The organism is Mycolicibacterium agri, from assembly GCF_002553505.1.
GTDB classification, from domain to species: Bacteria; Actinomycetota; Actinomycetes; order Mycobacteriales; family Mycobacteriaceae; genus Mycobacterium; species Mycobacterium agri.
Map to the genome: position 1 here is coordinate 1 of NZ_PDCP01000066.1, position 20,837 is coordinate 20,837.

At 67.0% G+C, this 20,837-nt stretch carries 19 protein-coding genes; 15 read left to right on the forward strand and 4 right to left on the reverse strand.

The window, feature by feature from the left end:
* Window positions 1–243 (reverse strand): hypothetical protein (locus CQY20_RS35215; RefSeq protein ID WP_207767322.1); only part of this gene is annotated, 243 nt, incomplete at its 3' end.
* Between the two features lie 23 nt (window positions 244–266).
* Between CQY20_RS35215 and CQY20_RS25730 the strand changes: the two genes are divergently transcribed.
* The 7 genes from CQY20_RS25730 (at window position 267) to CQY20_RS25760 (ending at window position 10,914) form a co-directional block, all read left to right on the forward strand.
* Entirely contained in the window at window positions 267–680 is a 414-nt protein-coding gene (locus CQY20_RS25730; RefSeq protein WP_097942903.1) for a TM2 domain-containing protein, read from the forward strand.
* The gene (locus CQY20_RS25735; protein ID WP_097942904.1) at window positions 667–1,083 is read left to right on the forward strand and encodes a DUF2752 domain-containing protein; all 417 of its coding nucleotides are present in this window, start codon (window positions 667–669) and stop codon (window positions 1,081–1,083) included. Before CQY20_RS25730 ends, CQY20_RS25735 begins: the two co-directional genes overlap by 14 nt.
* Before the next feature lie 86 nt (window positions 1,084–1,169).
* Window positions 1,170–5,717, forward strand: coding sequence for a glutamate synthase large subunit (gene gltB, locus CQY20_RS25740; RefSeq protein WP_097942905.1), 4,548 nt, complete (start codon window positions 1,170–1,172; stop codon window positions 5,715–5,717).
* Window positions 5,710–7,212: a glutamate synthase subunit beta gene (locus tag CQY20_RS25745; RefSeq protein WP_097942906.1), complete on the forward strand. Its 1,503-nt coding sequence runs from the start codon at window positions 5,710–5,712 to the stop codon at window positions 7,210–7,212. Before gltB ends, CQY20_RS25745 begins: the two co-directional genes overlap by 8 nt.
* 31 nt (window positions 7,213–7,243) lie before the next feature.
* Window positions 7,244–8,662, forward strand: coding sequence for a pyruvate kinase (gene pyk, locus CQY20_RS25750; RefSeq protein ID WP_097942907.1), 1,419 nt, complete (start codon window positions 7,244–7,246; stop codon window positions 8,660–8,662).
* A gap of 15 nt (window positions 8,663–8,677) precedes the next feature.
* Window positions 8,678–9,547 carry an acyl-CoA thioesterase II gene (locus CQY20_RS25755; protein ID WP_097942908.1) on the forward strand — a complete coding sequence of 290 codons (870 nt, stop codon included), beginning with the start codon at window positions 8,678–8,680 and terminating at the stop codon, window positions 9,545–9,547.
* Entirely contained in the window at window positions 9,544–10,914 is a 1,371-nt protein-coding gene (locus CQY20_RS25760) for an MprF family protein (RefSeq protein ID WP_097942909.1), read from the forward strand. Before CQY20_RS25755 ends, CQY20_RS25760 begins: the two co-directional genes overlap by 4 nt.
* On the opposite strand, the gene CQY20_RS25765 is transcribed toward CQY20_RS25760, so the two are convergent.
* Both CQY20_RS25765 and CQY20_RS25770 read right to left on the reverse strand, forming a co-directional pair.
* A complete protein-coding gene (locus tag CQY20_RS25765; RefSeq protein WP_097942910.1) occupies window positions 10,889–11,419 on the reverse strand; it encodes a DUF4190 domain-containing protein in 531 nt (176 codons plus the stop codon). The two genes, CQY20_RS25760 and CQY20_RS25765, sit on opposite strands and share 26 nt — an antisense overlap.
* Entirely contained in the window at window positions 11,416–12,009 is a 594-nt protein-coding gene (locus tag CQY20_RS25770) for an HdeD family acid-resistance protein (RefSeq protein ID WP_097942926.1), read from the reverse strand. Before CQY20_RS25770 ends, CQY20_RS25765 begins: the two co-directional genes overlap by 4 nt.
* A 218-nt stretch (window positions 12,010–12,227) precedes the next feature.
* Between CQY20_RS25770 and CQY20_RS25775 the strand changes: the two genes are divergently transcribed.
* The 8 genes from CQY20_RS25775 to CQY20_RS25810 all read left to right on the forward strand — a co-directional run bounded on the left by CQY20_RS25775 (window position 12,228) and on the right by CQY20_RS25810 (window position 19,550).
* Complete coding sequence (locus tag CQY20_RS25775; RefSeq protein WP_097942911.1) at window positions 12,228–13,109, forward strand: ABC transporter substrate-binding protein; 882 nt, start codon at window positions 12,228–12,230, stop codon at window positions 13,107–13,109.
* Window positions 13,110–13,130: 21 nt separating this feature from the next.
* Window positions 13,131–14,057: an amino acid ABC transporter permease gene (locus tag CQY20_RS25780; protein ID WP_097942912.1), complete on the forward strand. Its 927-nt coding sequence runs from the start codon at window positions 13,131–13,133 to the stop codon at window positions 14,055–14,057.
* A gap of 8 nt (window positions 14,058–14,065) precedes the next feature.
* Complete coding sequence (locus tag CQY20_RS25785; protein WP_097942927.1) at window positions 14,066–14,818, forward strand: amino acid ABC transporter ATP-binding protein; 753 nt, start codon at window positions 14,066–14,068, stop codon at window positions 14,816–14,818.
* A gap of 5 nt (window positions 14,819–14,823) precedes the next feature.
* On the forward strand, window positions 14,824–15,951 hold the full coding sequence (gene macS / locus CQY20_RS25790) for a MacS family sensor histidine kinase (protein WP_097942913.1): 1,128 nt from the start codon (window positions 14,824–14,826) through the stop codon (window positions 15,949–15,951).
* Window positions 15,924–16,577, forward strand: coding sequence for a response regulator (locus CQY20_RS25795; protein ID WP_097942914.1), 654 nt, complete (start codon window positions 15,924–15,926; stop codon window positions 16,575–16,577). Before macS ends, CQY20_RS25795 begins: the two co-directional genes overlap by 28 nt.
* Before the next feature lie 78 nt (window positions 16,578–16,655).
* A complete protein-coding gene (locus CQY20_RS25800; RefSeq protein WP_097942915.1) occupies window positions 16,656–18,530 on the forward strand; it encodes a DUF2339 domain-containing protein in 1,875 nt (624 codons plus the stop codon).
* Window positions 18,531–18,585: 55 nt separating this feature from the next.
* On the forward strand, window positions 18,586–19,071 hold the full coding sequence (locus CQY20_RS25805; RefSeq protein WP_097942916.1) for a Dps family protein: 486 nt from the start codon (window positions 18,586–18,588) through the stop codon (window positions 19,069–19,071).
* Window positions 19,072–19,100: 29 nt separating this feature from the next.
* A complete protein-coding gene (locus CQY20_RS25810; RefSeq protein WP_097942917.1) occupies window positions 19,101–19,550 on the forward strand; it encodes an SRPBCC family protein in 450 nt (149 codons plus the stop codon).
* On the opposite strand, the gene CQY20_RS25815 is transcribed toward CQY20_RS25810, so the two are convergent.
* Window positions 19,537–20,829: an adenylate/guanylate cyclase domain-containing protein gene (locus tag CQY20_RS25815; protein WP_272938833.1), complete on the reverse strand. Its 1,293-nt coding sequence runs from the start codon at window positions 20,827–20,829 to the stop codon at window positions 19,537–19,539. The two genes, CQY20_RS25810 and CQY20_RS25815, sit on opposite strands and share 14 nt — an antisense overlap.
* Window positions 20,830–20,837: the final 8 nt, after the last annotated feature.

Genomic DNA, 20,837 nt, shown 5'->3' on the forward strand with positions numbered 1-20,837 from the left:
CCGCGCCGCCCGCATCCACGCCGAACGCAAACTCAACAACCCCCGCATCACCGAACGCAACAAACCCCCACCCTTCTGATACGGGGTGGAATGCCCGGCCGCGATGCCGCCACCATCTTGATGGCCCTCGGCGTCGGGCTCGGGCTGATGCGTTCGATCGACCCTTGCAGCCCTGTGCACGGACTCGTCGAAATGCTGCGCCTGCTCATTGCCGATCCGTCGCCCGAACCCCCATAGCCACACATGGCTTCTGGCATGCTGGGGCCATGACTGAGCCGCAATTCGGTGGCACCGAGGGGCCTCCCTCGCCGCAGCAACCGCAATATCAGCCGCCACCTCCTGGCTACGGCCAACAACCGCCCGGCTATCCACCGCCGGGCCAGTATCCACCCGTCTACACCGATCCCACCGCCCCCTACGGCCGCCACCCGGTCACAGGCGAACCTCTCTCCGACAAGTCCAAGCTCGTCGCCGGACTGCTGCAGTTGATCGGTCTGTTCGGACTCGTCGGCATCGGCCGCATCTACCTGGGCTACACCGGCCTCGGCATCGCCCAACTGGTCGTCGGTCTCATCACGTGTGGCATCGGCGCCATCGTGTGGGGCATCGTCGACGCTGTCCTGATCTTCACCGACAAGGTGCGAGACCCCGAAGGACGTCCCCTCCGTGAGGGCACCTAGCAGCACGCTCAACAGCCGGACCCGGGCCTACAGCGCGCTCGGCGCAGCCGCGCTGTTCAGTGGCGCCCTCGCCTACGTGGGGCTGGTCGACCCTCATCGCCCGTCGTCGATCTTTCCCGCCTGCCCGTTCAAGCTGCTGACGGGCTGGAACTGTCCCGCTTGCGGCGGCCTGCGGATGACCCATGACCTGCTGCACGGCGATTTCGCCGCGGCCGCTGTCGACAACGTTTTCCTGCTCGTCGGTCTGCCCGCGCTGCTCGCATGGATCCTCGTGCGCTGGCGCGCACAGCGACCGATCTTCACGGCCCCGGCGATCGTCGTCATCGTCGTGCTGGCCGTCACGTGGACGGTGGCGCGCAATCTGCCCGGATTTCCGCTGGTCCCGACGGTTCTCGGCGGGTGACCACCCACCTTCGCTGATACAATCGAGCCTTCGGGCCGCTGCAGTCCCGTGACAAGAATTCCGGAGACTGCGGAGGTAGTTCCTACGTGCTGTTCTCGGCATTGCCGCACGCCCAAGGGCTGTACGACCCACAACACGAATCCGACTCCTGCGGTGTCGCGATGATCGCCGACATCGAGGGCAGACGCTCGCACGCCATCGTCGCCGACGGCCTGATCGCCCTCGAGCATCTCGACCACCGCGGCGCGGCCGGCGCCGAAACCAACAGCGGCGACGGCGCAGGCATCCTCATCCAGCTGCCCGTCGAGCTCTTCCGCGACGAGGTCGACTTCGAACTGCCCCCGACGACCGCCGACGGCTGCAACGCGTTCGCCGCCGGCATCTGCTTCCTGCCGCAGGACCCCGACGAGCGGGCGGCCGCGCGTCAGCGCGTCGAGACCATCGCCGCCGACGAGGGGCTGGAGGTTCTCGGCTGGCGCGAGATGCCCGTCGACCCCGACGGCGCCGACCTCGGCACCACCGCGCGTGGCTGCATGCCGCACATGTCGCAGCTGTTCGTCGCCGCGCCCGACCGTGTCGGCGGCATCGAGCTCGATCGCCGCGTCTACCCGATGCGGAAAAGGGCCGAAGCCGCCGCACCGGTGTACTTCCCGTCGCTGTCCAGCCGGACTATTGCCTACAAGGGCATGCTCACGACAGTTCAACTGCCGCAATTCTTTTCAGACCTGCGCGACGAACGCGTCACCAGCGCGATCGCCATCGTGCACAGCAGGTTCTCCACCAACACCTTCCCGTCATGGCCGCTGGCACACCCGTTCCGGTTCGTCGCCCACAACGGCGAGATCAACACCGTGCGCGGCAACCGCAACCGCATGCACGCCCGAGAAGCGTTGCTCGCCAGCAGCTTGATCGACGGCGACCTCACCAGGCTCTCACCGATCTGCACACCCGACGCCTCGGACTCCGCCTCCTTCGACCAGGTCCTCGAACTGCTGCACCTCGGCGGGCGCAGCCTGCCACACGCCGTGCTGATGATGATTCCGGAGGCGTGGGAGAACAACGCCTCGCTCAGCCAGCGGCAGCGCGACTTCTGGCAGTTCCACGCATCGCTGATGGAGCCGTGGGACGGCCCTGCGTGCGTGACCTTCACCGACGGCACCGTCGTGGGAGCCGTGTTGGACCGCAACGGGTTACGGCCCGGCCGGTGGTGGCGCACCGTCGATGACCGCGTCATCCTCGCCAGCGAAAGCGGCGTGCTCGACGTCCCGTCGGCGCAGATCGTCGCGAAGGGCAGGCTCGAACCGGGCAAGATGTTCCTCGTCGACACCGCCGCCGGGCGCATCGTCCCCGACCGCGAGATCAAGGCCGAACTCGCCGCCGCCCATCCCTACGGCGAGTGGCTGCACGCCGGCCTGCTGGACCTGGCGACGCTGCCCGACCGCAGCCGCGCCCACCCCAACCACGACTCGGTCGTGCACCGGCAGGTCGCCTTCGGCTACACCGAAGAAGATCTGCGAATCCTGTTGACCCCCATGGCCGCATCCGGCGCCGAGCCGCTGGGCTCGATGGGCACCGACACTCCGACCGCCGTTTTGTCTCAGCGCCCCAAGCTGCTCTACGACTACTTCGTCGAGCTCTTCGCGCAGGTGACCAACCCGCCGCTGGATGCGATCCGCGAAGCGGTCGTCACCTCGATGTCACGCGTCATGGGTCCCGAGCAGAACTTGCTCGAGCCATCCACGGCGTCCTGTCGCCAGATCCGGCTCACCTGGCCGGTACTTGACAACGACGAACTCAACAAGATCGTCCACATCAACGACGACGGCGATCACCCTGGCCTGCGCGCCGCCGTGCTGCGCGGCCTCTACGAGGTCGAACGCGGCGGCGAAGGCCTCGCCGACGCGCTGGAGGAACTGCGCGCGCAAGCCTGCGACGCGATCGCCAAAGGCGCACGCATCCTGGTGATCTCCGACCGCGACTCCGACCACACCCGCGCGCCGATCCCGTCGCTGCTCGCGGTCTCGGCGGTGCACCACCATCTCGTGCGCACCAAACAGCGCACAACGGTCGCGCTCATCGTGGAAAGCGGCGACGCCCGCGAAGTGCATCACATCGCGATGCTCATCGGCTTCGGCGCCGCCGCGGTCAACCCGTACCTGGCGTTCGAGTCCATCGAGGACCTGATCCGCGAAGGAGAACTCACCGGCATCGACGCAGGCAGCGCGGTGCGCAACTACCTCAAGGCGCTCAGCAAGGGCGTGATGAAGGTGATGAGCAAGATGGGCATCTCCACCGTCGCGTCCTACACAGCCGCACAGGCCTTCGAGGCGATCGGCCTCGACCGCGCGGTGATAGACGAGTACTTCGCCGGCACACCGAGCCAGCTCGGTGGCGTCGGGCTCGACGTGATCGCCGAGGAAGTCAAGCTACGCCACCGCCGCGCCTATCCCGAGAACCCCACCGAACGCGTGCACCGCCGCCTCGACGTCGGCGGCGAATACGCCTTCCGACGCGAAGGCGAACTGCACCTCTTCACCCCCGAAGTGGTGTTCCTGCTTCAGCATTCGACCCGGACGGGACGCTACGACATCTTCCGGCAGTACTCGCAGGAGGTCGACCGGCTGTCCCGCGAGGGCGGCACGCTGCGCGGCCTGTTCGAGCTGAAGACGGGGCTGCGCCCGCCAGTGCCCATCGACGAGGTCGAGCCCGTCGAGTCAATCGTCACCCGGTTCAACACGGGCGCAATGAGTTACGGCTCCATTTCGGCCGAGGCCCACGAAACCATGGCGATCGCCATGAACAACCTCGGCGGGCGGTCCAACTCCGGTGAAGGCGGCGAAGACGTCGAGCGGCTCTACGATCCGCGTCGGCGCAGCGCCGTCAAACAGGTCGCATCCGGCAGGTTCGGCGTCACCAGCGACTATCTGGTCAACGCCACCGACATCCAGATCAAGATGGCCCAAGGCGCCAAACCCGGTGAGGGCGGCCAGCTGCCGGGCTACAAGGTGTATCCCAACATCGCCAAGACCCGCCACTCCACACCCGGCGTCGGCCTGATCTCGCCGCCCCCGCACCACGACATCTACTCGATCGAGGATCTGGCGCAGCTGATCCACGACCTGAAGAACGCCAACTCCGAAGCCAGGATTCACGTCAAGCTGGTCAGCTCGGTGGGCGTCGGCACTGTGGCCGCCGGCGTGTCGAAGGCGCACGCCGACGTGGTGCTGATCTCCGGCTACGACGGCGGCACCGGCGCCGCACCGCTGACGTCGCTCAAACACGCGGGTGCCCCGTGGGAGATCGGGCTGGCCGACACCCAGCAGACGCTGATCCTCAACGGGCTGCGAGACAGGATCACCGTGCAGTGCGACGGCGGCATGCGCACGGCCCGCGACGTCGTCGTCGCGATGCTGCTCGGTGCCGAGGAATTCGGCTTCGCCACAGCGCCGCTGGTGGTTTCGGGCTGCGTCATGATGCGGGTCTGCCACCTTGACACCTGCCCGGTCGGCATCGCCACCCAGAACCCCGAGCTGCGCTCGCGCTACACCGGTAGGCCCGAGTTCGTGGAGAACTTCTTCCGGTTCGTCGCCGAGGACATCCGCCGCTATCTGGCCGAACTCGGGTTCCGCAGCATCGACGAAGCCGTCGGCCACGTCGAAATGCTCGACACCGCAGAAGGTGTCGCGCACTGGAAGGCCAAGGGCCTCGACCTGTCGCCGATCTTCACCACGGTCACCAACGCGCACGATCCCGCCAACACGGCGCGCCGCCGGGTCCGCAGCCAGTATCACGCGCTCGACCAAGCGCTGGACCAGACGCTGATCCAGCTTGCCGAGGGGGCACTGGAAGATGCGCATCCGGTGCGGCTCGAGCTGCCCGTGCGCAACGTCAACCGCACCGTCGGCACGATGCTCGGCGCGGAGGTCACCCGCCGCTACGGCGCCCAGGGGCTACCCGACGACACCATTCACATCACGCTCGCCGGATCGGCCGGCCAGTCCATCGGCGCATTCCTGCCGCCGGGCATCACCCTGGAGCTGATCGGTGACGCCAACGACTATGTCGGCAAGGGGATTTCGGGCGGGCGCATCATCGTCAGGCCGCCCGAGGACGTGCTGTTCCTGCCGGAGGACCACGTCGTTGCGGGCAACACACTGCTCTACGGCGCCACCTCAGGCGAGGTATACCTGCGCGGGCGCGTGGGGGAGCGGTTCTGCGCGCGCAACTCCGGCGCCCTCGCGGTCACCGAAGGCGTCGGCGACCACGCCTGCGAGTACATGACCGGAGGCCGGGTGGTGGTGCTCGGCAAGACCGGCCGCAACATGGCCGCGGGCATGTCCGGCGGCATCGCGTTCGTGCTCGGGCTGGATCCGGCGATGGTCAACACCGAGACGGTCGAGCTGCAGCCTCTCGACCCGGAGGACTTTGCCTGGCTGCGCGACGTCGTAGCGCGCCACGCCCGCTTCACCGGCAGCACCCTCGCGGCGTCGGTGTTGTCCGACTGGCCAAGGCGCAGCGCTCAATTCACCAAGATCATGCCCACCGACTACCAGCGCGTGCTGACCGCCACCCGGATGGCGAAGGCGGAAGGCCGCGACGTCGACACCGCGATCATGGAGGCAAGCCGTGGCTGATCCGCACGGATTTCTCGAAGTACCCAAGATCGAGGCCGCCAAACGACCCGTCGACGACCGCATCGGCGACTGGCGCGAGGTCTACGAGCAGCAGGATCCGCACCAGCGGGCGTTCGAGGTCTCCCAACAGGCCCGCCGCTGCATGGATTGCGGAATCCCGTTCTGCCACTCCGGAAGTGCAGGCTGCCCGCTCGGGAACCTGATTCCGGAGTGGAATGACCTGGTCCGCCGCGGCCGGTGGGACGCTGCCAGCGAACGGCTGCACGCCACCAACAACTTTCCGGAGTTCACCGGCAGGTTGTGTCCGGCGCCGTGCGAAGCGGCCTGCGTGCTGTCCATCGCCGAGGAGAAGACCGGCGGCAGCGTCACGATCAAACGCATCGAGCAGACCATCGCCGACCACGCGTGGCGCGACGGCATCGTCGAACCGCAGCCACCGGCCATCGTGACCGGCAAGAGCGTCGCGATCGTTGGTTCTGGTCCTGCGGGACTCGCTGCAGCACAACAGCTTACCCGCGCCGGGCACCAGGTCACCGTGTATGAGCGTGACGACCGGCTGGGCGGACTGATGCGTTACGGCATCCCCGAATACAAACTCGAGAAGGCCACGCTGAACCAGCGGCTGGCCCAGATGCGGGCGGAGGGAACCCGTTTCATCACCGAGTGCGAGGTCGGCGTCGACCTGTCGGTGGAGCAGCTCCGCGAGCGTCACGACGCAGTCGTGTTGGCGGTCGGCGCGCTGCGCGGCCGCGACAACGACGTCGAGGGCCGCCACCTCGACGGTGTGCATCTCGCGATGGAGCATCTCGTGCCCGCCAACCGGGAATGTGAGGGCGACGGCCCGTCGCCGCTGTCGGCGCAGGGCAAGCACGTCGTGATCATCGGCGGCGGCGACACCGGCGCCGACTGCCTGGGCACCGCACACCGCCAGGGTGCGGCGTCGGTGACGCAGCTGGACTACAAACCCGAGCCGCCGCTGCACCGCGACGAATCCCGCACGCCGTGGCCGACGTGGCCGCTGGTGCTGCGCACGTCGCCGGCCCACGTCGAAGGTGGGGCGCGCCGCTACGAGGTGGCCGTGCAGCGGTTCATCGGCGACGACACCGGCCATGTCCGCGCGATGGAGATCGCCGAGGTGCGCGTCAGCCGCGACGCCGACGGCCGCAGGCACATCACGCCCGTCGGGGAGCCGCTGCAGATCCAATGTGATCTCGCGCTGTTGGCCATCGGGTTCGAGGGGGTCGAGCACATGCCGCTGCTGGACGAACTCGGACTGCGACTCAACGGCCGCGGCACGCTGTCGTGCGGATCGGACTGGCAGACGAGCACGCCGGGCGTTTTCGTCTGTGGCGACGCCCATCGCGGCGCGTCGCTGATCGTGTGGGCGATCGCCGAAGGCCGCAGCGCCGCACATGCCGTCGACGCCTACCTGATGGGCGAATCGGACCTGCCCGCGCCGGTGCATCCCGGTGCGTTGCCTCTCGCGGTCGCATGACCCGCAGCCAACGGGACTATGCTCAGATGTCGTGACTAGACGCGGAAAAATCGTCTGCACCCTCGGCCCTGCGACCAGTGAGGACCATGTCGTACGGGCGTTGGTCGAGGCCGGAATGGACGTCGCCCGACTCAACTTCAGCCACGGCGAGTACGCAGACCACGAGGCGCACTACAAGCGGGTGCGCGCGGCCTCCGATGTGACAGGGCACGCGGTCGGCATCCTCGCCGACCTGCAGGGGCCCAAGATCCGCCTCGGACGGTTCGCGTCGGGCCCCACCTATTGGGCCACCGGCGAAACGGTGCGCATCACCGTCGAGGACTGCGAGGGCACCCACGACCGGGTGTCGACCACCTACAAGCAACTCGCGCAGGACGCGTCGCCCGGCGACCGGCTGCTGGTGGACGACGGCAACGTCGGCCTGGTGGTCGACCACGTCGAGGGCAACGACGTGGTGTGCACGGTCACCGAGGGCGGACCGGTCAGCAACAACAAGGGGCTGTCGCTGCCCGGCATGAACGTGTCGGTGCCCGCGCTGTCGGAAAAAGACATCGAGGACCTGGAATTCGCGATCCGGCTCGGCGTCGACCTCATCGCGCTGTCGTTCGTGCGCTCACCCGCCGATGTCGAGTTGGTGCACGAGGTGATGGATCGGGTCGGCCGCCGCGTCCCGGTGATCGCCAAGCTGGAGAAGCCGGAAGCCGTCGACAACCTCGAAGCCATCGTGCTGGCCTTCGACGCGATCATGGTCGCCCGTGGCGACCTCGGCGTTGAGCTGCCGCTCGAAGAGGTGCCGCTGGTCCAGAAGCGCGCCATCCAAATGGCAAGGGAGAACGCCAAACCGGTCATCGTCGCCACGCAGATGCTGGAGTCGATGATCGAGCACTCCCGGCCCACCCGCGCGGAGGCGTCCGACGTCGCCAACGCGGTACTCGACGGCGCCGACGCGGTGATGCTCTCCGGTGAGACCTCCGTCGGCAAGTACCCGCTCGAGGCCGTCAGGACGATGGCGCGCATCATCACTGCCGTCGAACAGAACTCGGTCGTCGTGCCGCCGCTGACCCACGTGCCGAGGACCAAGCGCGGCGTCATCTCCTATGCCGCCCGCGACATCGGCGAGCGGCTGGACGCCAAAGCCCTGGTGGCCTACACCCAGTCCGGCGACACGGTGCGCAGGTTGGCCAGGCTGCACACCCCGCTGCCGCTGCTGGCGTTCACGTCGCTGCCCGAAGTGCGCAGCCAGCTGGCGTTGAGCTGGGGCACCGAGACGTTCATCGTTCCGCACATCGCGACGACGGACGGCATGATCCGTCAGGTCGACAAATCCCTGCTTGAGCTCGGTCGCTACAAGCGCGGCGACCTGGTGGTCATCATCGCTGGCGCTCCTCCGGGCACAGTAGGCTCGACCAATCTGATCCACGTGCACCGGATCGGGGAGGACGACGCCTAACAGGTAGGAGCGGTAGTGCCGGAGCAAGACTTTCACGAGCTGCTCGAGGTACTCGACCTCAACCGCATCGACGACGACACGTTCGTCGGCTCGCACCCCAGCAAGAACCCGCCCCGCACGTTCGGCGGCCAGATGATGGCGCAGTCCTTCGTCGCGGCGAGCCGCTCGCTGAGCCGCGCCTGCGCGCCCGCGTCGATCTCGGCGCACTTCATCGCCGGTGGTGACCCGGGCAAGGACCTTGAATTCCGCGTCGTGCGGTTGCGCGACGAACGACGGTTCGCAAACCGGCGTATCGACGTCATGCAGGACGGCGCGCTTCTCACCACGGCCATGGTGTCGTTCGTCGACGGCGGTCGCGGCCTGGAGCACGGTATCGCGGCGCCCGACGTGCCAGATCCGTTGTCGCTGCCCAAAATCGAGGAATTCCTTGCCGGATACGAGGAGACGGTGCCGCAGTTCGTCGGGGCGCTGAGGCCGATCGAGTGGCGCTACACCAACGATCCGGCCTGGGTGATGCGCGACAAGGGCGGGCGACTCGAGCACAACCGCGTCTGGCTCAAGGCCGACGGGCCGATGCCCGAGGACCCCGTACTGCACGCCGCAGCACTGGTGTACTCCTCGGACACCACCGTGCTCGACTCGATCATCACCACCCACGGCCTGTCGTGGGGCCACGACCGCATCTTCGCCGCGACCGTCAACCACTCGGTGTGGTTCCACCGCCCGATCCGGTTCGACGACTGGTTGCTGTACTCGACGACCTCGCCGGTGGCCGCCGATTCGCGGGGGCTGGCAACCGGGCACGTTTTCGACCAATCGGGCCAAGTGGTGGCTACCGTGGTTCAGGAAGGCATCATCAAACACTTCCCGGGTGCAAAGCGATGAGAGTAGCAGCGAGGCAACGGGCCAGTGAGCGCGTTGTCGTCCACGTCGACTCGCGCGCCGCCCGCTGGATCAGCGCCCTCGCGGTATTGAGCCTGACCGGTTGGCTGCTCGTCGCGCACAAGGATTTCTCCTGGTCACTGACCCTTTTGATCGCCGTCCTGGTGATCGCAAGGGGCGTTTTCCTCGGTCGGCCGGTCACCGCGGGCCATGCCACGGCGTCGATGGTGGCGCTGATCGCCGGTCTGGCCGCGGTCTTCCTGGCGTTCGATTTGCTCGGCAACCTGCTGTTGATTGCCGCGGCGGTGGCGCTGATGTGGCCGACGTCGGCGCGGCCGAACCCGGCCGATTTACCGCGGATTTTCGCACTCGTGGACGCGACGACGGGCGACCCGCTCGCGCCGTTCGCAATGCACCGGCTGAAGTGCTACCACTTCAGCGCCGACGGCACCGCCGCCATCGGCTACCGCACCCGGTTGGGGTTCGCGGTGGTCAGCGGCGACCCGATCGGCAACGAGGCCCGCTTCAGGGCGCTGGTCGCCGACTTCGCCGCGATGTGCCACACCCGCGGGTGGCGCATCGTCGTGCTGGGCTGCAGTGAACGCCGCATGCATCTGTGGACCGATCCCGCCCTGGTGGGGCAGCGGCTGTGGGCCGTGCCGATCGGTCGCGATGTGGTCATAGACGTGGCGGAATTCGAGATGGTGGGCCGCAAATTCCGCAACCTGCGCCAGGCCGTGCAGCGCACCAAGAATTTCGGCGTCACCACCGAGATCGTCGACGAGCAGGCGCTGAACGGCGACCTGCTGGCCGAACTGACCGACGTGGTGCTGTCATCGCCGAAGGGCGCCCGCACCGAGCGCGGCTTTTCGATGTCGCTCGACGGCGTGCTCGAGGGCAGATACCCGGGTGTGTTGCTGATCATCGCGCGCGACAGGGAAGGCCGGATACAGGGTTTCCACCGCTACGCCACCGCCGGTCGCGGCACCGACGTGACGCTCGATGTGCCCTGGCGCCGCCGCGGCGCGCTCAACGGCATCGACGAGCGGTTGTCGGTCGACATGATCCAGGCTGCCAAAGAGTTTGGGGCGCAGCGGGTTTCGCTTGCCTTCGCGGCGTTTCCCGAGATCTTCATGGACAAGAACCGCAATTTCGCCCGCACTCTGGTCTACGTCGCTGTGCACCTCGGCGATCCGCTGATTGCGCTGGAGTCGCTGTACCGCTACCTGCGCAAGTTTCACGCCGTCGGTGACCGCCGCTATGTGATGGTCACCCTGACGCAGGTGGTGCCGCTGCTTTTCGTGCTGCTCTCATTGGAGTTCCTGCCGAGGCGACGGCACCTGGCTAGGGTGTCGGCACCGGCGTCGTGATCGTCACCGAGAACTGATCCTCGACGCGTCTCTCGAACTGTTCGGCGCACCGCTGCACGGCTTCTTGATCCGAGCCCGCCCGCGCCACGCAGTCGATGTAGTCGGTGCCGCCGACCTCGTTGAATGCCCACACCAACATGGCGATGACGATGATCGCCTCGATGATGCTGAGCACACCGAGCACGATGCCCGCAATCGCGATGCCGCCGTTGGTGGCCTCGCCGCGCTTGGCTCGCTGCCACCCGAGCACGCCGAGGATGATCGCGACGAAGCCGAGCACCACGCCGCCGACGACGGAGATGAGCGCCACGATCGCGACGACCAGCGCGGCGATGCCCAAACCGTTCTTGGGAGCCACCGGCGGCGGTGCGTAGCCGGCATATGGCTGCGGGGGCGGCGGCGGATAACCGCCGGGATAGCCGCCGCCAGGCGGTGGCGGGTACTGCGGATAGCTCGGATACGGGGGCGGCTGCTGCGGTGGCGGTTGCTGCGGAGGTTCGGTCATGACGGGGATTGCTCAGCCGTGGACTGATCCGCCGGCCGTGGTGCTGCAGGCGCAGCGCCGGATTTGATCGACTTGCGAAGCCCGAACGCCGATATGACTTCGGATACACCGATGGCGATCAGCATGATTCCGGCCACGATCGCCAACGTGATGATGGATTCGAACGGCGATGCGATCACTATGACACCGGCGATCAGGCTGATGACGCCGAGGAAGATGTGCCAAGCGCGCACGGGCAGAGTGGGATCGCTGATGGCCGCCACCGTCGTGGCCACCCCGCGGAAGACGAATCCGACACCGATCCAGATGGCCAGCAACAACACGGCATAGCCCTCGCCCAACCGCCGGAACGCCAGCACGGCCAGAATCAGCGCCGCGGCGCCGCTGATGAACAACAGCACCCGGCCGCTCGCGGCGACGTGCAGGCTGAACGCCATGACGACTTGCAGGGCGCCGGCCACCAGGAGATACGCGCCGAACACAATCGCCGCCACCAGGATCGATATCCCGGGCCAGGCGAGCACCATGATGCCGAGAATCACGGCGAGCACGCCCGACACCAATTCCGACTTCCACAGGTGCGGCAACAGACTGGTTGGAGCTTCGGTAGTCATGAGGAAAGTGTTTCACAGGGCTAACCGAGTGGTTGAGTGTTTGCGAGCAACGCGCCGGAAATGGGGCGCGACCGCACAATGGTCCGAAGCGCAGGCGCAACGCCTCCGCCGCCGTTAATCTTCCGTACGTTAACGGTCCAACGCAGAAAGTAGAGGCAACCGTGCTAGGTGGATGGGAAATCCGTCGGGGGAAGATGTGGCGCTGTGCGGCAGTGTTTGCCGTAACAGGCGCGCTCGCGTTGGCGGGATGTTCAAGCCAGTCCGAGGAGAGCTCGGAGACGACGCCAGCGGCCCCGTCCGCCGAGAAGGTCGACGCGATCGCCAACACTGTTCCTGAGTCGATCAAACAGGACGGGAAGCTGATCATCGGCGTCAACATCCCGTACGCGCCAAACGAGTTCAAGGATCCGAGCGGCAAGATCGTCGGCTTCGATGTCGACCTGATGAACGCGATAGCGGCCACTCTCGGGCTGACGCCTGAGTACCGGGAAGCCGATTTCGCCAAAATCATCCCGTCGATCCAGGGCGACACGTTCCACGTCGGCATGTCGTCGTTCACCGACACCAAGGAGCGTGAGCAGGCGGTCGACTTCGTCACGTATTTCTCGGCGGGCATCCTGTGGGCGCAGCGGCCGGGTGAGCCGATCGACCCGAACGACGCGTGCGGCAAGAAGGTGGCCGTGCAGGCGACGACGACCGAGGAAACCGAAGAACTGCCTGCGAAGAGCAAGGCCTGCACCGACGCCGGGAAACCGCCGATCGAGATCGTCAAGTTCGACGCGCAGGACGCCGCGACCAACGCCGTGATTCTGGGTCAGGCCGACGCGATGTCGGCTGACTCACCGGTGACCGCATACGCGATCAAGCAGAGCAACGGCAAGCTCGAGGCCGCAGGCGAAATCGCCGACGCCGCACCGTACGGCTGGCCGGTGAAGAAGGGTTCGCCGCTGGCGCAGTCGCTCAAGCAGGCGCTGGAGCATCTGATCGAGAACGGCACCTACAAGCAGATCGCCACCAACTGGGGCGTCGAGTCGGGGATGATCGACAAACCCGTCATCAACGGTGCGATCAACTAGGTTCGGGTTCAGGAATTCATAATGGCTACTGATGTCGACTCGCCGCCATCCACCGCTCCAGAGGCAATCGACGCCGTTCCGCTGCGTCATCCTTGGCGGTGGGTGGCGGCGGTCGTCATCGTCATTCTGGTAGGGCTTTTCATCTACGGAGCCGCCACCAACCCGCTCTACCGCTGGCCGGTTTTCGCCAAGTACTTCTTCAATGAGCGGATCCTCACCGGTGTGGGCATCACGCTGATGCTCACCGTCACCTCGATGGTGATCGCGATCATCCTCGGTGTGATCCTCGCGGTGATGCGGCTTTCGCCGAATCCCGTGTTCACGTCGGTGGCCTGGGTGTATCTGTGGATCTTCCGCGGCACACCGATTTACGTGCAGTTGGCGTTCTGGGGTCTGATTCCCACGATCTACCGGAACATCCAGCTCGGTGTGCCGTTCGGCCCGCGGTTGTTGGAGATCCAGCTGACCGACCCGAACTATTTCATCCTCGCGATGCTCGGTCTGGCACTCAACGAAGCCGCCTATATGGCCGAAATCATCCGTGCGGGAATCAGTTCCGTGCCGGAAGGTCAGACCGAGGCATCCACCGCGCTGGGTATGTCGTGGGGAATGACGATGCGCCGCACCGTACTTCCTCAAGCCATGCGGGTGATTATCCCGCCGACGGGCAACGAGGTCATCAGCATGCTGAAGACCACGTCGCTGGTCACCGCGGTGCCATACAGCTTCGACCTGTACAGCATCGCGATGCGCGAAATCGCCGCCAGGGAGTTCGAACCGGTTCCGTTGGCGCTGGTGGCGGCGGCCTGGTATCTGGTCATCACCAGCGTCCTGATGGTCGGCCAGTACTACCTGGAGCGCTACTACTCGCGGGGAGCGTCACGCAGGTTGACGTCGAAGCAACTCGAAGCGCTGGCCAAGGCGCAGATGGGAGAGGCGCACCCGTGACGGCTCCGATGGTGAAGGCCGAAAGCGTCTGCAAGGACTTCGGCGCGCTGAAGGTGCTCAAAGGCATCACGCTCGAGGTCCCCAAAGGTCAGGTGCTGGTGCTGGTGGGCCCGTCCGGCTCGGGCAAGTCGACATTTCTGCGGTGCATCAACCACCTGGAGACGGTGACCGCGGGCCGCCTCTACGTGGACGGCGAACTGGTCGGCTATCAGGAGCGGGGCGGCAAGCTGCACGAGATGAGACCCAAGGACGTCGCCAAACAGCGGCGCGAAGTGGGAATGGTGTTCCAGCACTTCAACCTTTTCCCGCACCGCACCGCGCTGGAGAACATCGTCGAGGCGCCCTTGCACGTCAAGAAGGTCAAGAAGGACGAGGCGATCGAACGCGGCCGTGACCTTCTCAAGCAGGTCGGGCTGGCCGACAAGGCCGACGCTTACCCCGCGCAGCTGTCGGGCGGGCAGCAGCAGCGGGTCGCCATCGCCCGCGCGCTCGCGATGAACCCCAAGCTCATGCTCTTCGACGAACCCACCTCGGCGCTGGATCCCGAGCTGGTCGGGGAGGTGCTCAGCGTCATGAAAAAGCTTGCCGAAGAAGGCATGACGATGGTGGTGGTGACGCACGAGATGGGGTTCGCCCGGGAGGTCGCCAACGAACTGGTGTTCATGGACGGCGGCGTCGTCGTCGAACGCGGCGCGCCGCGGGATGTCCTGAGCAACCCGAGTCATGAACGCACGAAGGCGTTTCTGTCCAAGGTGCTCTAGCTCCGATGCCGGCGACCACACCGGATCCGGCCACCCCGCTGTGGCGGGCGGCGCAGGTGTTCCGGTTGCTCAGCTGCTTCTACGCGTTCGGCTTTCAGGTCGCGGTCAACGACGACCTGGAACGGCCCGCCCTCGGGTGGCTGCTGTTCGGGGTGCTGCTCGCCTGGAGCGTCGCCTGCGCGGTCGCTTATCTCAAGGGATTCGGCCGCAGGCTCGCATGGGTGCTGGCAGAGATCGTCGTCGTAGTGGCGTTGATGCTGTCCACCGACATCGTCGCCTCCGAGCAGTGGGCGCTGGACAACCAGTCCTGGCCCACGACGCTGTGGGCCACCAACGCGACCATCTCCGTGGCGATCCTGCTCGGGCCGATCTACGGAATGCTCGGCGGCGTGGTGATCGTCGCGGCCAGCACCCTCGCCAAGGGCATGCTGAGCTACGACCTCGGCCGCAACGCCACGGTGGTGATCGAGCTCGCGGTGGGGCTCGGTGTCGGCATGGCCGCCCAGACCGCCCGCCGCGCCCACGAGGACCTGCAGCGCGCCGCGCGGCTGGCGGCCAGGACCGAGGAACGCGAGCGACTGTCGCGACAGGTGCACGACGGCGCCATCCAGGTACTTGCCCTGGTGTCCCGCCGCGGCCGCGAAATAGGCGGTGAGACAGCGGAACTCGCCGAGCTGGCCGGGGAGCAGGAGCGGGCACTGCGCCGGCTGGTCAGCTCTGCCGAGGCGGAGCCGGCCGACGGCCAGTTGGTCGACCTCGGGGCTCGTCTGCGGCAGCGCGCATCCGACCGGGTGTCGGTGAGCGTGCCCGCCGAACCGGTGTTGCTCGACGCGACAGTCGCCGAGGAGTTGGCTGCCGCGGCGGGCAACGCGCTCGACAACGTGGCCGCACATGCCGGGCCCGACGCCCGGGCGTACGTTTTATTGGAGGACCTGGGTGAGGAGGTCACGGTCAGCATCCGTGACGACGGCGTCGGCATCCCCGACGGCCGACTTGAAGCGGCCGCGGCCGAAGGCCGGATGGGGATCGCCAAATCAATTGTGGGACGGATGAATTGGCTGGGCGGCAGCGCGAAGCTGACGACCGGGCCGGAATGCGGGACGGAATGGGAGCTGACGGTACCCCGACGGTGATGGTTGTCGACGACCATCCCATTTGGCGCGACGCGGTCGCTCGCGACCTCGCCGAGGACGGCTTCAACGTGGTGGCCACCGCGGACGGGGTGGCCTCGGCCCGCAGGCGCGCCGCGGTCGTGCATCCCGACGTCGTCCTGATGGACATGCGACTGCCCGACGGTGACGGCGCACAGGCCACCGCCGAAGTCCTTGCGGTGTCGCCGTCGTCGAAGATCCTCGTGCTGTCGGCCTCCGACGAACGCGACGACGTGCTGGAGGCCGTGAAGGCAGGCGCCACCGGTTATCTGGTCAAGAGCGCGTCGAAGCAGGAACTCGACGACGCGGTGCGGGCGACCGCCGAAGGCCGTGCCGTGTTCACGCCAGGATTGGCCGGTCTGGTGCTGGGCGAGTACCGCCGCATCGCCAAGGGACCCGACGCGACGTCGGCGCCGAGTCTGACCGAGCGGGAAACCGAGATCCTTCGATACGTCGCGAAGGGATTGACCGCCAAGCAGATTGCGGCACGCTTGTCGTTGAGTCACCGCACGGTCGAGAACCACGTGCAGGCGACGTTCCGCAAGCTGCAGGTCGCCAACCGGGTCGAGTTGGCGCGTTACGCGATCGAACACGGCCTGGACGAATAGGGCGAACCTGAAATTGCGGGGCGGATTTGGGTAGTCCTACTCATCCGCGCAACCGGGCGGCGTTGCCACCATGGCGGCATGAGCGCACCGCATCATGCCGTCGTCTCCCGGCTCGCCGCGGATTTCACCGCGATGTCCGAGCAGTTCGCCAGGGTTTCGGCCGATCTCGCCGAACTCGACCGCCTCCTGACCGAGCAACCGATCGCCCCGCACCCCCCGCAGGCTGTCTCTGCGCAGCCGCATTACATGCCTCCGCCGGTCCCCTATATGCAAGCGGCCGTGCCCACAGCGCCCTACCCGCCGCCCGCCGCATACCCGGCGCAACCACCACCACCGCCGATTCAGACTCCACCGCCACCGGTTCAGCCCGGAGCAGAACGCCAACCGAAGCCGCCGCGCGACGCCAGCTGGATCGGCAAAGCGCTCGCCATCGCCGGCGTCGCCGTCACCCTCATCGGCGTCGTCTTCCTGCTCGTGCTGGCCGCACAGGCGGGCATTCTGCGCCCCGAAATCCGAGTCGCCGCAGGCGCATTGCTCGCCGGGGCGCTCGTCGTCATCGCGGTACGGCTCAACGCCCGCCCCGGCGGCCGCGTCGGCGCCAGCGCCCTTGCCGCCACCGGCATCGCCGCGGCCTACATGGACGTCATCGCCGTCACATCGATCTACCACTGGATCTCGGCGCCCGTCGGGCTGCTCATCGCTGCGCTGGTCGGCGGCGGCGGTCTCACGCTGGCCCGTCGCTGGAACTCGCAGCAGCTCGGCCTGCTGGTGCTGGTGCCGCTGATCGCGCTGGCACCGACCGTCACCGGCGGCGTCACGATGCTATTGATCGCGTTCATGCTGGCCATCTCGGCCGCATCGCTGCTCGTGCAACTGGGCAGGGACTGGCTCTGGTTGCACGCCGCCCGCATCACCGCGTCGACCTACCCGCTTTTGATCGGACTCGTCGCGGAGTATTTCGGCGACCACAACGCCGCCTTGCTGGCCGCCGCGTGCGGCATCGGTGCGCTGCTGGCCATCATCGGTGCGCTGGTGTTGCTGCCATCGACCACCAACCGGGCCGCGATGGCGCTGCTGACCGTGGCCGGTCTGCTGCCGGTGATGTCGGCAGCGGTGGCGTTCGAGCCGATGGTCGCCGCGTTGATGGCGTTCGGCCTGGCGGCCGCCCTGCTGGCCCTCGTGCTCGTCGGCGACCGCCTGCAAGGCGTCTCCCTCATCGTCCGGCAGATCTGGTTGGCGGCGTCGGCGGTGTCCGCGCTGATCGCGGTCGCGGTCGCCTTCGACGGGGAGATCGTTGCGCCGGTGCTGCTCGCGATGGCTGTCGTGATCACGGTGGCCGGCCGCCGCGACACCGTCGCCCGATTCATCGCGGTCGGCTTCGGGGTCATCGGCGGCCTGGTCTACCTGGCCTATGCGCCGCCCACGTCGTTGGTCAGGGCGACGGAGTTGTCGACGCCCGATGCGGTGGCGGTGCTGGTGTCGAGCGTGCTGGTGATCGCCGCCGTCGTCGCCACGGTGTGGTCGTGGGTGGGCAGGGGCCTGGTCGACAGCCAGGCCGTGCGCGTCCTGATGGCAGCCCTGGCCGTCGCGGTGGTCTATGCGGTGACCACGTTCACCGTCACCGCAGGTGTCCTGGCCGGCGGGGAGGGCGGCGGCTTCTTCGCCGGCCACATGGCGGCCACCATCTGCTGGATCGCGATGGCCGCCGCGCTGTTCGCCTTCGCTGCGCGGCGCGACCGCGACGACCGGTCGCTGCCGATCGCCGGCGGTCTGGCGTTGGTCGCGGGCTCCATGGCGAAGCTGTTCCTGTTCGACCTCGGCACGCTCGATGGCATGTTCCGCGTCGCGGTCTTCATCGTCGTCGGCCTGGTCCTACTGGGAATGGGCGCTGGATACGCGCGGCTGCTGGCGTCACAGGATCAGCAGGCCTCACAAGATCGCCAGCAAATGTGACACCTCTAACAGGGTAATCTGGAGTTATTCCAATCTAGGAGGTGTTGAAGGGGACATGAGCACACGACGTAGCGAAGCAGAAATCCAGAACTTCCAAGCATCGACCCAACTGACCGAGAACCTGCAGCGCGTGCTGGTCGACCTGATCGAACTGCACCTGCAGGGCAAGCAGGCCCACTGGAACGTCGTCGGAACCAACTTCCGCGACCTGCATCTGCAGCTCGATGAGCTCGTCGACTTCGCCCGCGAGGGCAGCGACACCATCGCCGAGCGGATGCGTGCGCTCGACGCGGTTCCCGACGGTCGCTCCGACACCGTGGCCGCGAGCACGTCGCTGCCGCAGTTCCCGGCCTACGAGCACAGCACCAGTGAGGTCGTCGACCTCATCACGGCGCGCGTCTACGGGACCGTCGACACCCTGCGCAGCGTGCACGACGCCGTCGATGCGGAAGATCCCAGCACCGCCGACATCCTGCACGAGCTGATCGACGGCCTGGAGAAGCTCGCCTGGCTGATCAAGTCGGAGAACCGCAAGGTCTAAGCCACAACGATGGTGGGTACTCCGGCGAGGTGACAGTGACACGAGATATCCACGCTTCGCGCCAGCAGGTGTGGGACGTCATCGCCGACGGCTGGACGTACTCGCAGTGGGTGGTGGGCAACAGCCGGATGCGGGCCGTCGATCCCAACTGGCCCGCACCCGGCTCCTCGATCCGGCATTCGATCGGCATCTGGCCGCTTGTGATCAACGACGAGACAGTGGTCGAGGAGTGCGTGCCGCTGGAGAAGCTGGTGCTGCACGCCAAGGGGCAGCTCGGCGGAGCGCGAGTCATCTTGCGGCTCAGCGACATTCCCGACGGCTGCCGGGTTGTGATGGAAGAGTATCCGGTGAGCGGCATCGGCAAGCTGGTGCCAGCCAAGCTGGGTGACCTCGCCGCCTGGCCGCGTAACCGCGAGTCGCTGTGGCGGCTGGGCGCATTGGCTCAAAGGCTCAATCCCGACGAGCTCACGGAGCGCTGAGCGACTGCAGTTCGGCGCTGTGGCCGGCCTGGCCGTTGCGCCTGCCGACCAGATACCAGGTGCGCATCACACCCTTGCCCTTGACCTCGACGTCGCCGCGCTCTTCGAGGACGTACTTGTCTTTCAGCCGCTCGTAGAGGCTGTGCGGTACCTGAATTCGGCCTTCCACGTCGGTGGATTCCATGCGTGAGGCGGCGTTCACCGCGTCGCCCCACACGTCGTAGAAGAACTTTCGCGCGCCGACCACGCCGGCCACTACCGGCCCTGCGGCCAGCCCGATGCGCAACGGCACCGCGCGGCCCTGTGGGTCCTTCAGATCGGCGACGGCTTCGGCCATGTCGAGCGCGAGGCAGGCCAGCGCTTCCACATGGTCGCGGCGCGGCTGCGGGACTCCGCTGACCACCATGTAGGAGTCCCCGCTGGTCTTGATCTTCTCCAGGCCGTGCCGGTCGACCAGCGCGTCGAGGTCGGTGTAGAGCGCGTCGAGGAAGCGCACCAACTCGGTAGGCGCCGTGTCGCTGGCCCGTTTGGTGTAGCCGGCGATGTCGGCGAAAAGGATCGAGGCGTCGTCGTATTTGTCGGCGATGATCGTGCGCGACGGGTCCTTGAGTCGCCGCGCGATGGGCGCCGGAAGGATGTTGGTCAGCAGCGACTCCGACCGTTGATACTCGGCCTCCATTGCTTTTTCGGCGCGGTCGATCTCGCGCATCGCATACCAGACCGTCGCCACCACCATCACGGTGCCGCCGATGACCGAGCTGATGAAGCCGACCTTCAGCATCCACGGCGGGCCGAGCCCCCTGTCGTGCGGGACGAACAGTTCCAGGGCGATGATCGCGGCGGCGCCGATCGCGACGACTGTGCATGCCAGCCCGATCCGCTCGATCCCGAACACCAGCACCGCAAGCGTCGCCGCGACGATGAAGTAGAACTGCAGCCCCGAGTCGGTGCCGATCGTGTAGCAGATGAACGCCACGGACAGATAGGCGGACACGAAGAACGTCAGCGGCGCGATCAACTCACCGAACCGGTACAGCAGAGGCACCGCCATGAAGACCGCAGCAAACACCAGGTTCAGCACTCCCACCCACCAGACCGGGCCTCCGACGCTCAACTGGAAGATGCCGAACAGCAGCGAGATGACCGCGCCGATCCACGTCGCGACCTTGAGCACACGGAACCGGCTGGCGGCGCTTTCGGCGTAGTGCTGGGTGCGTGCGGGCACGGCGTTTTGCAGTGCCACCTTTGGCATACAGACCGACCGCGCCCTGCGGGTCATGGCAGCAG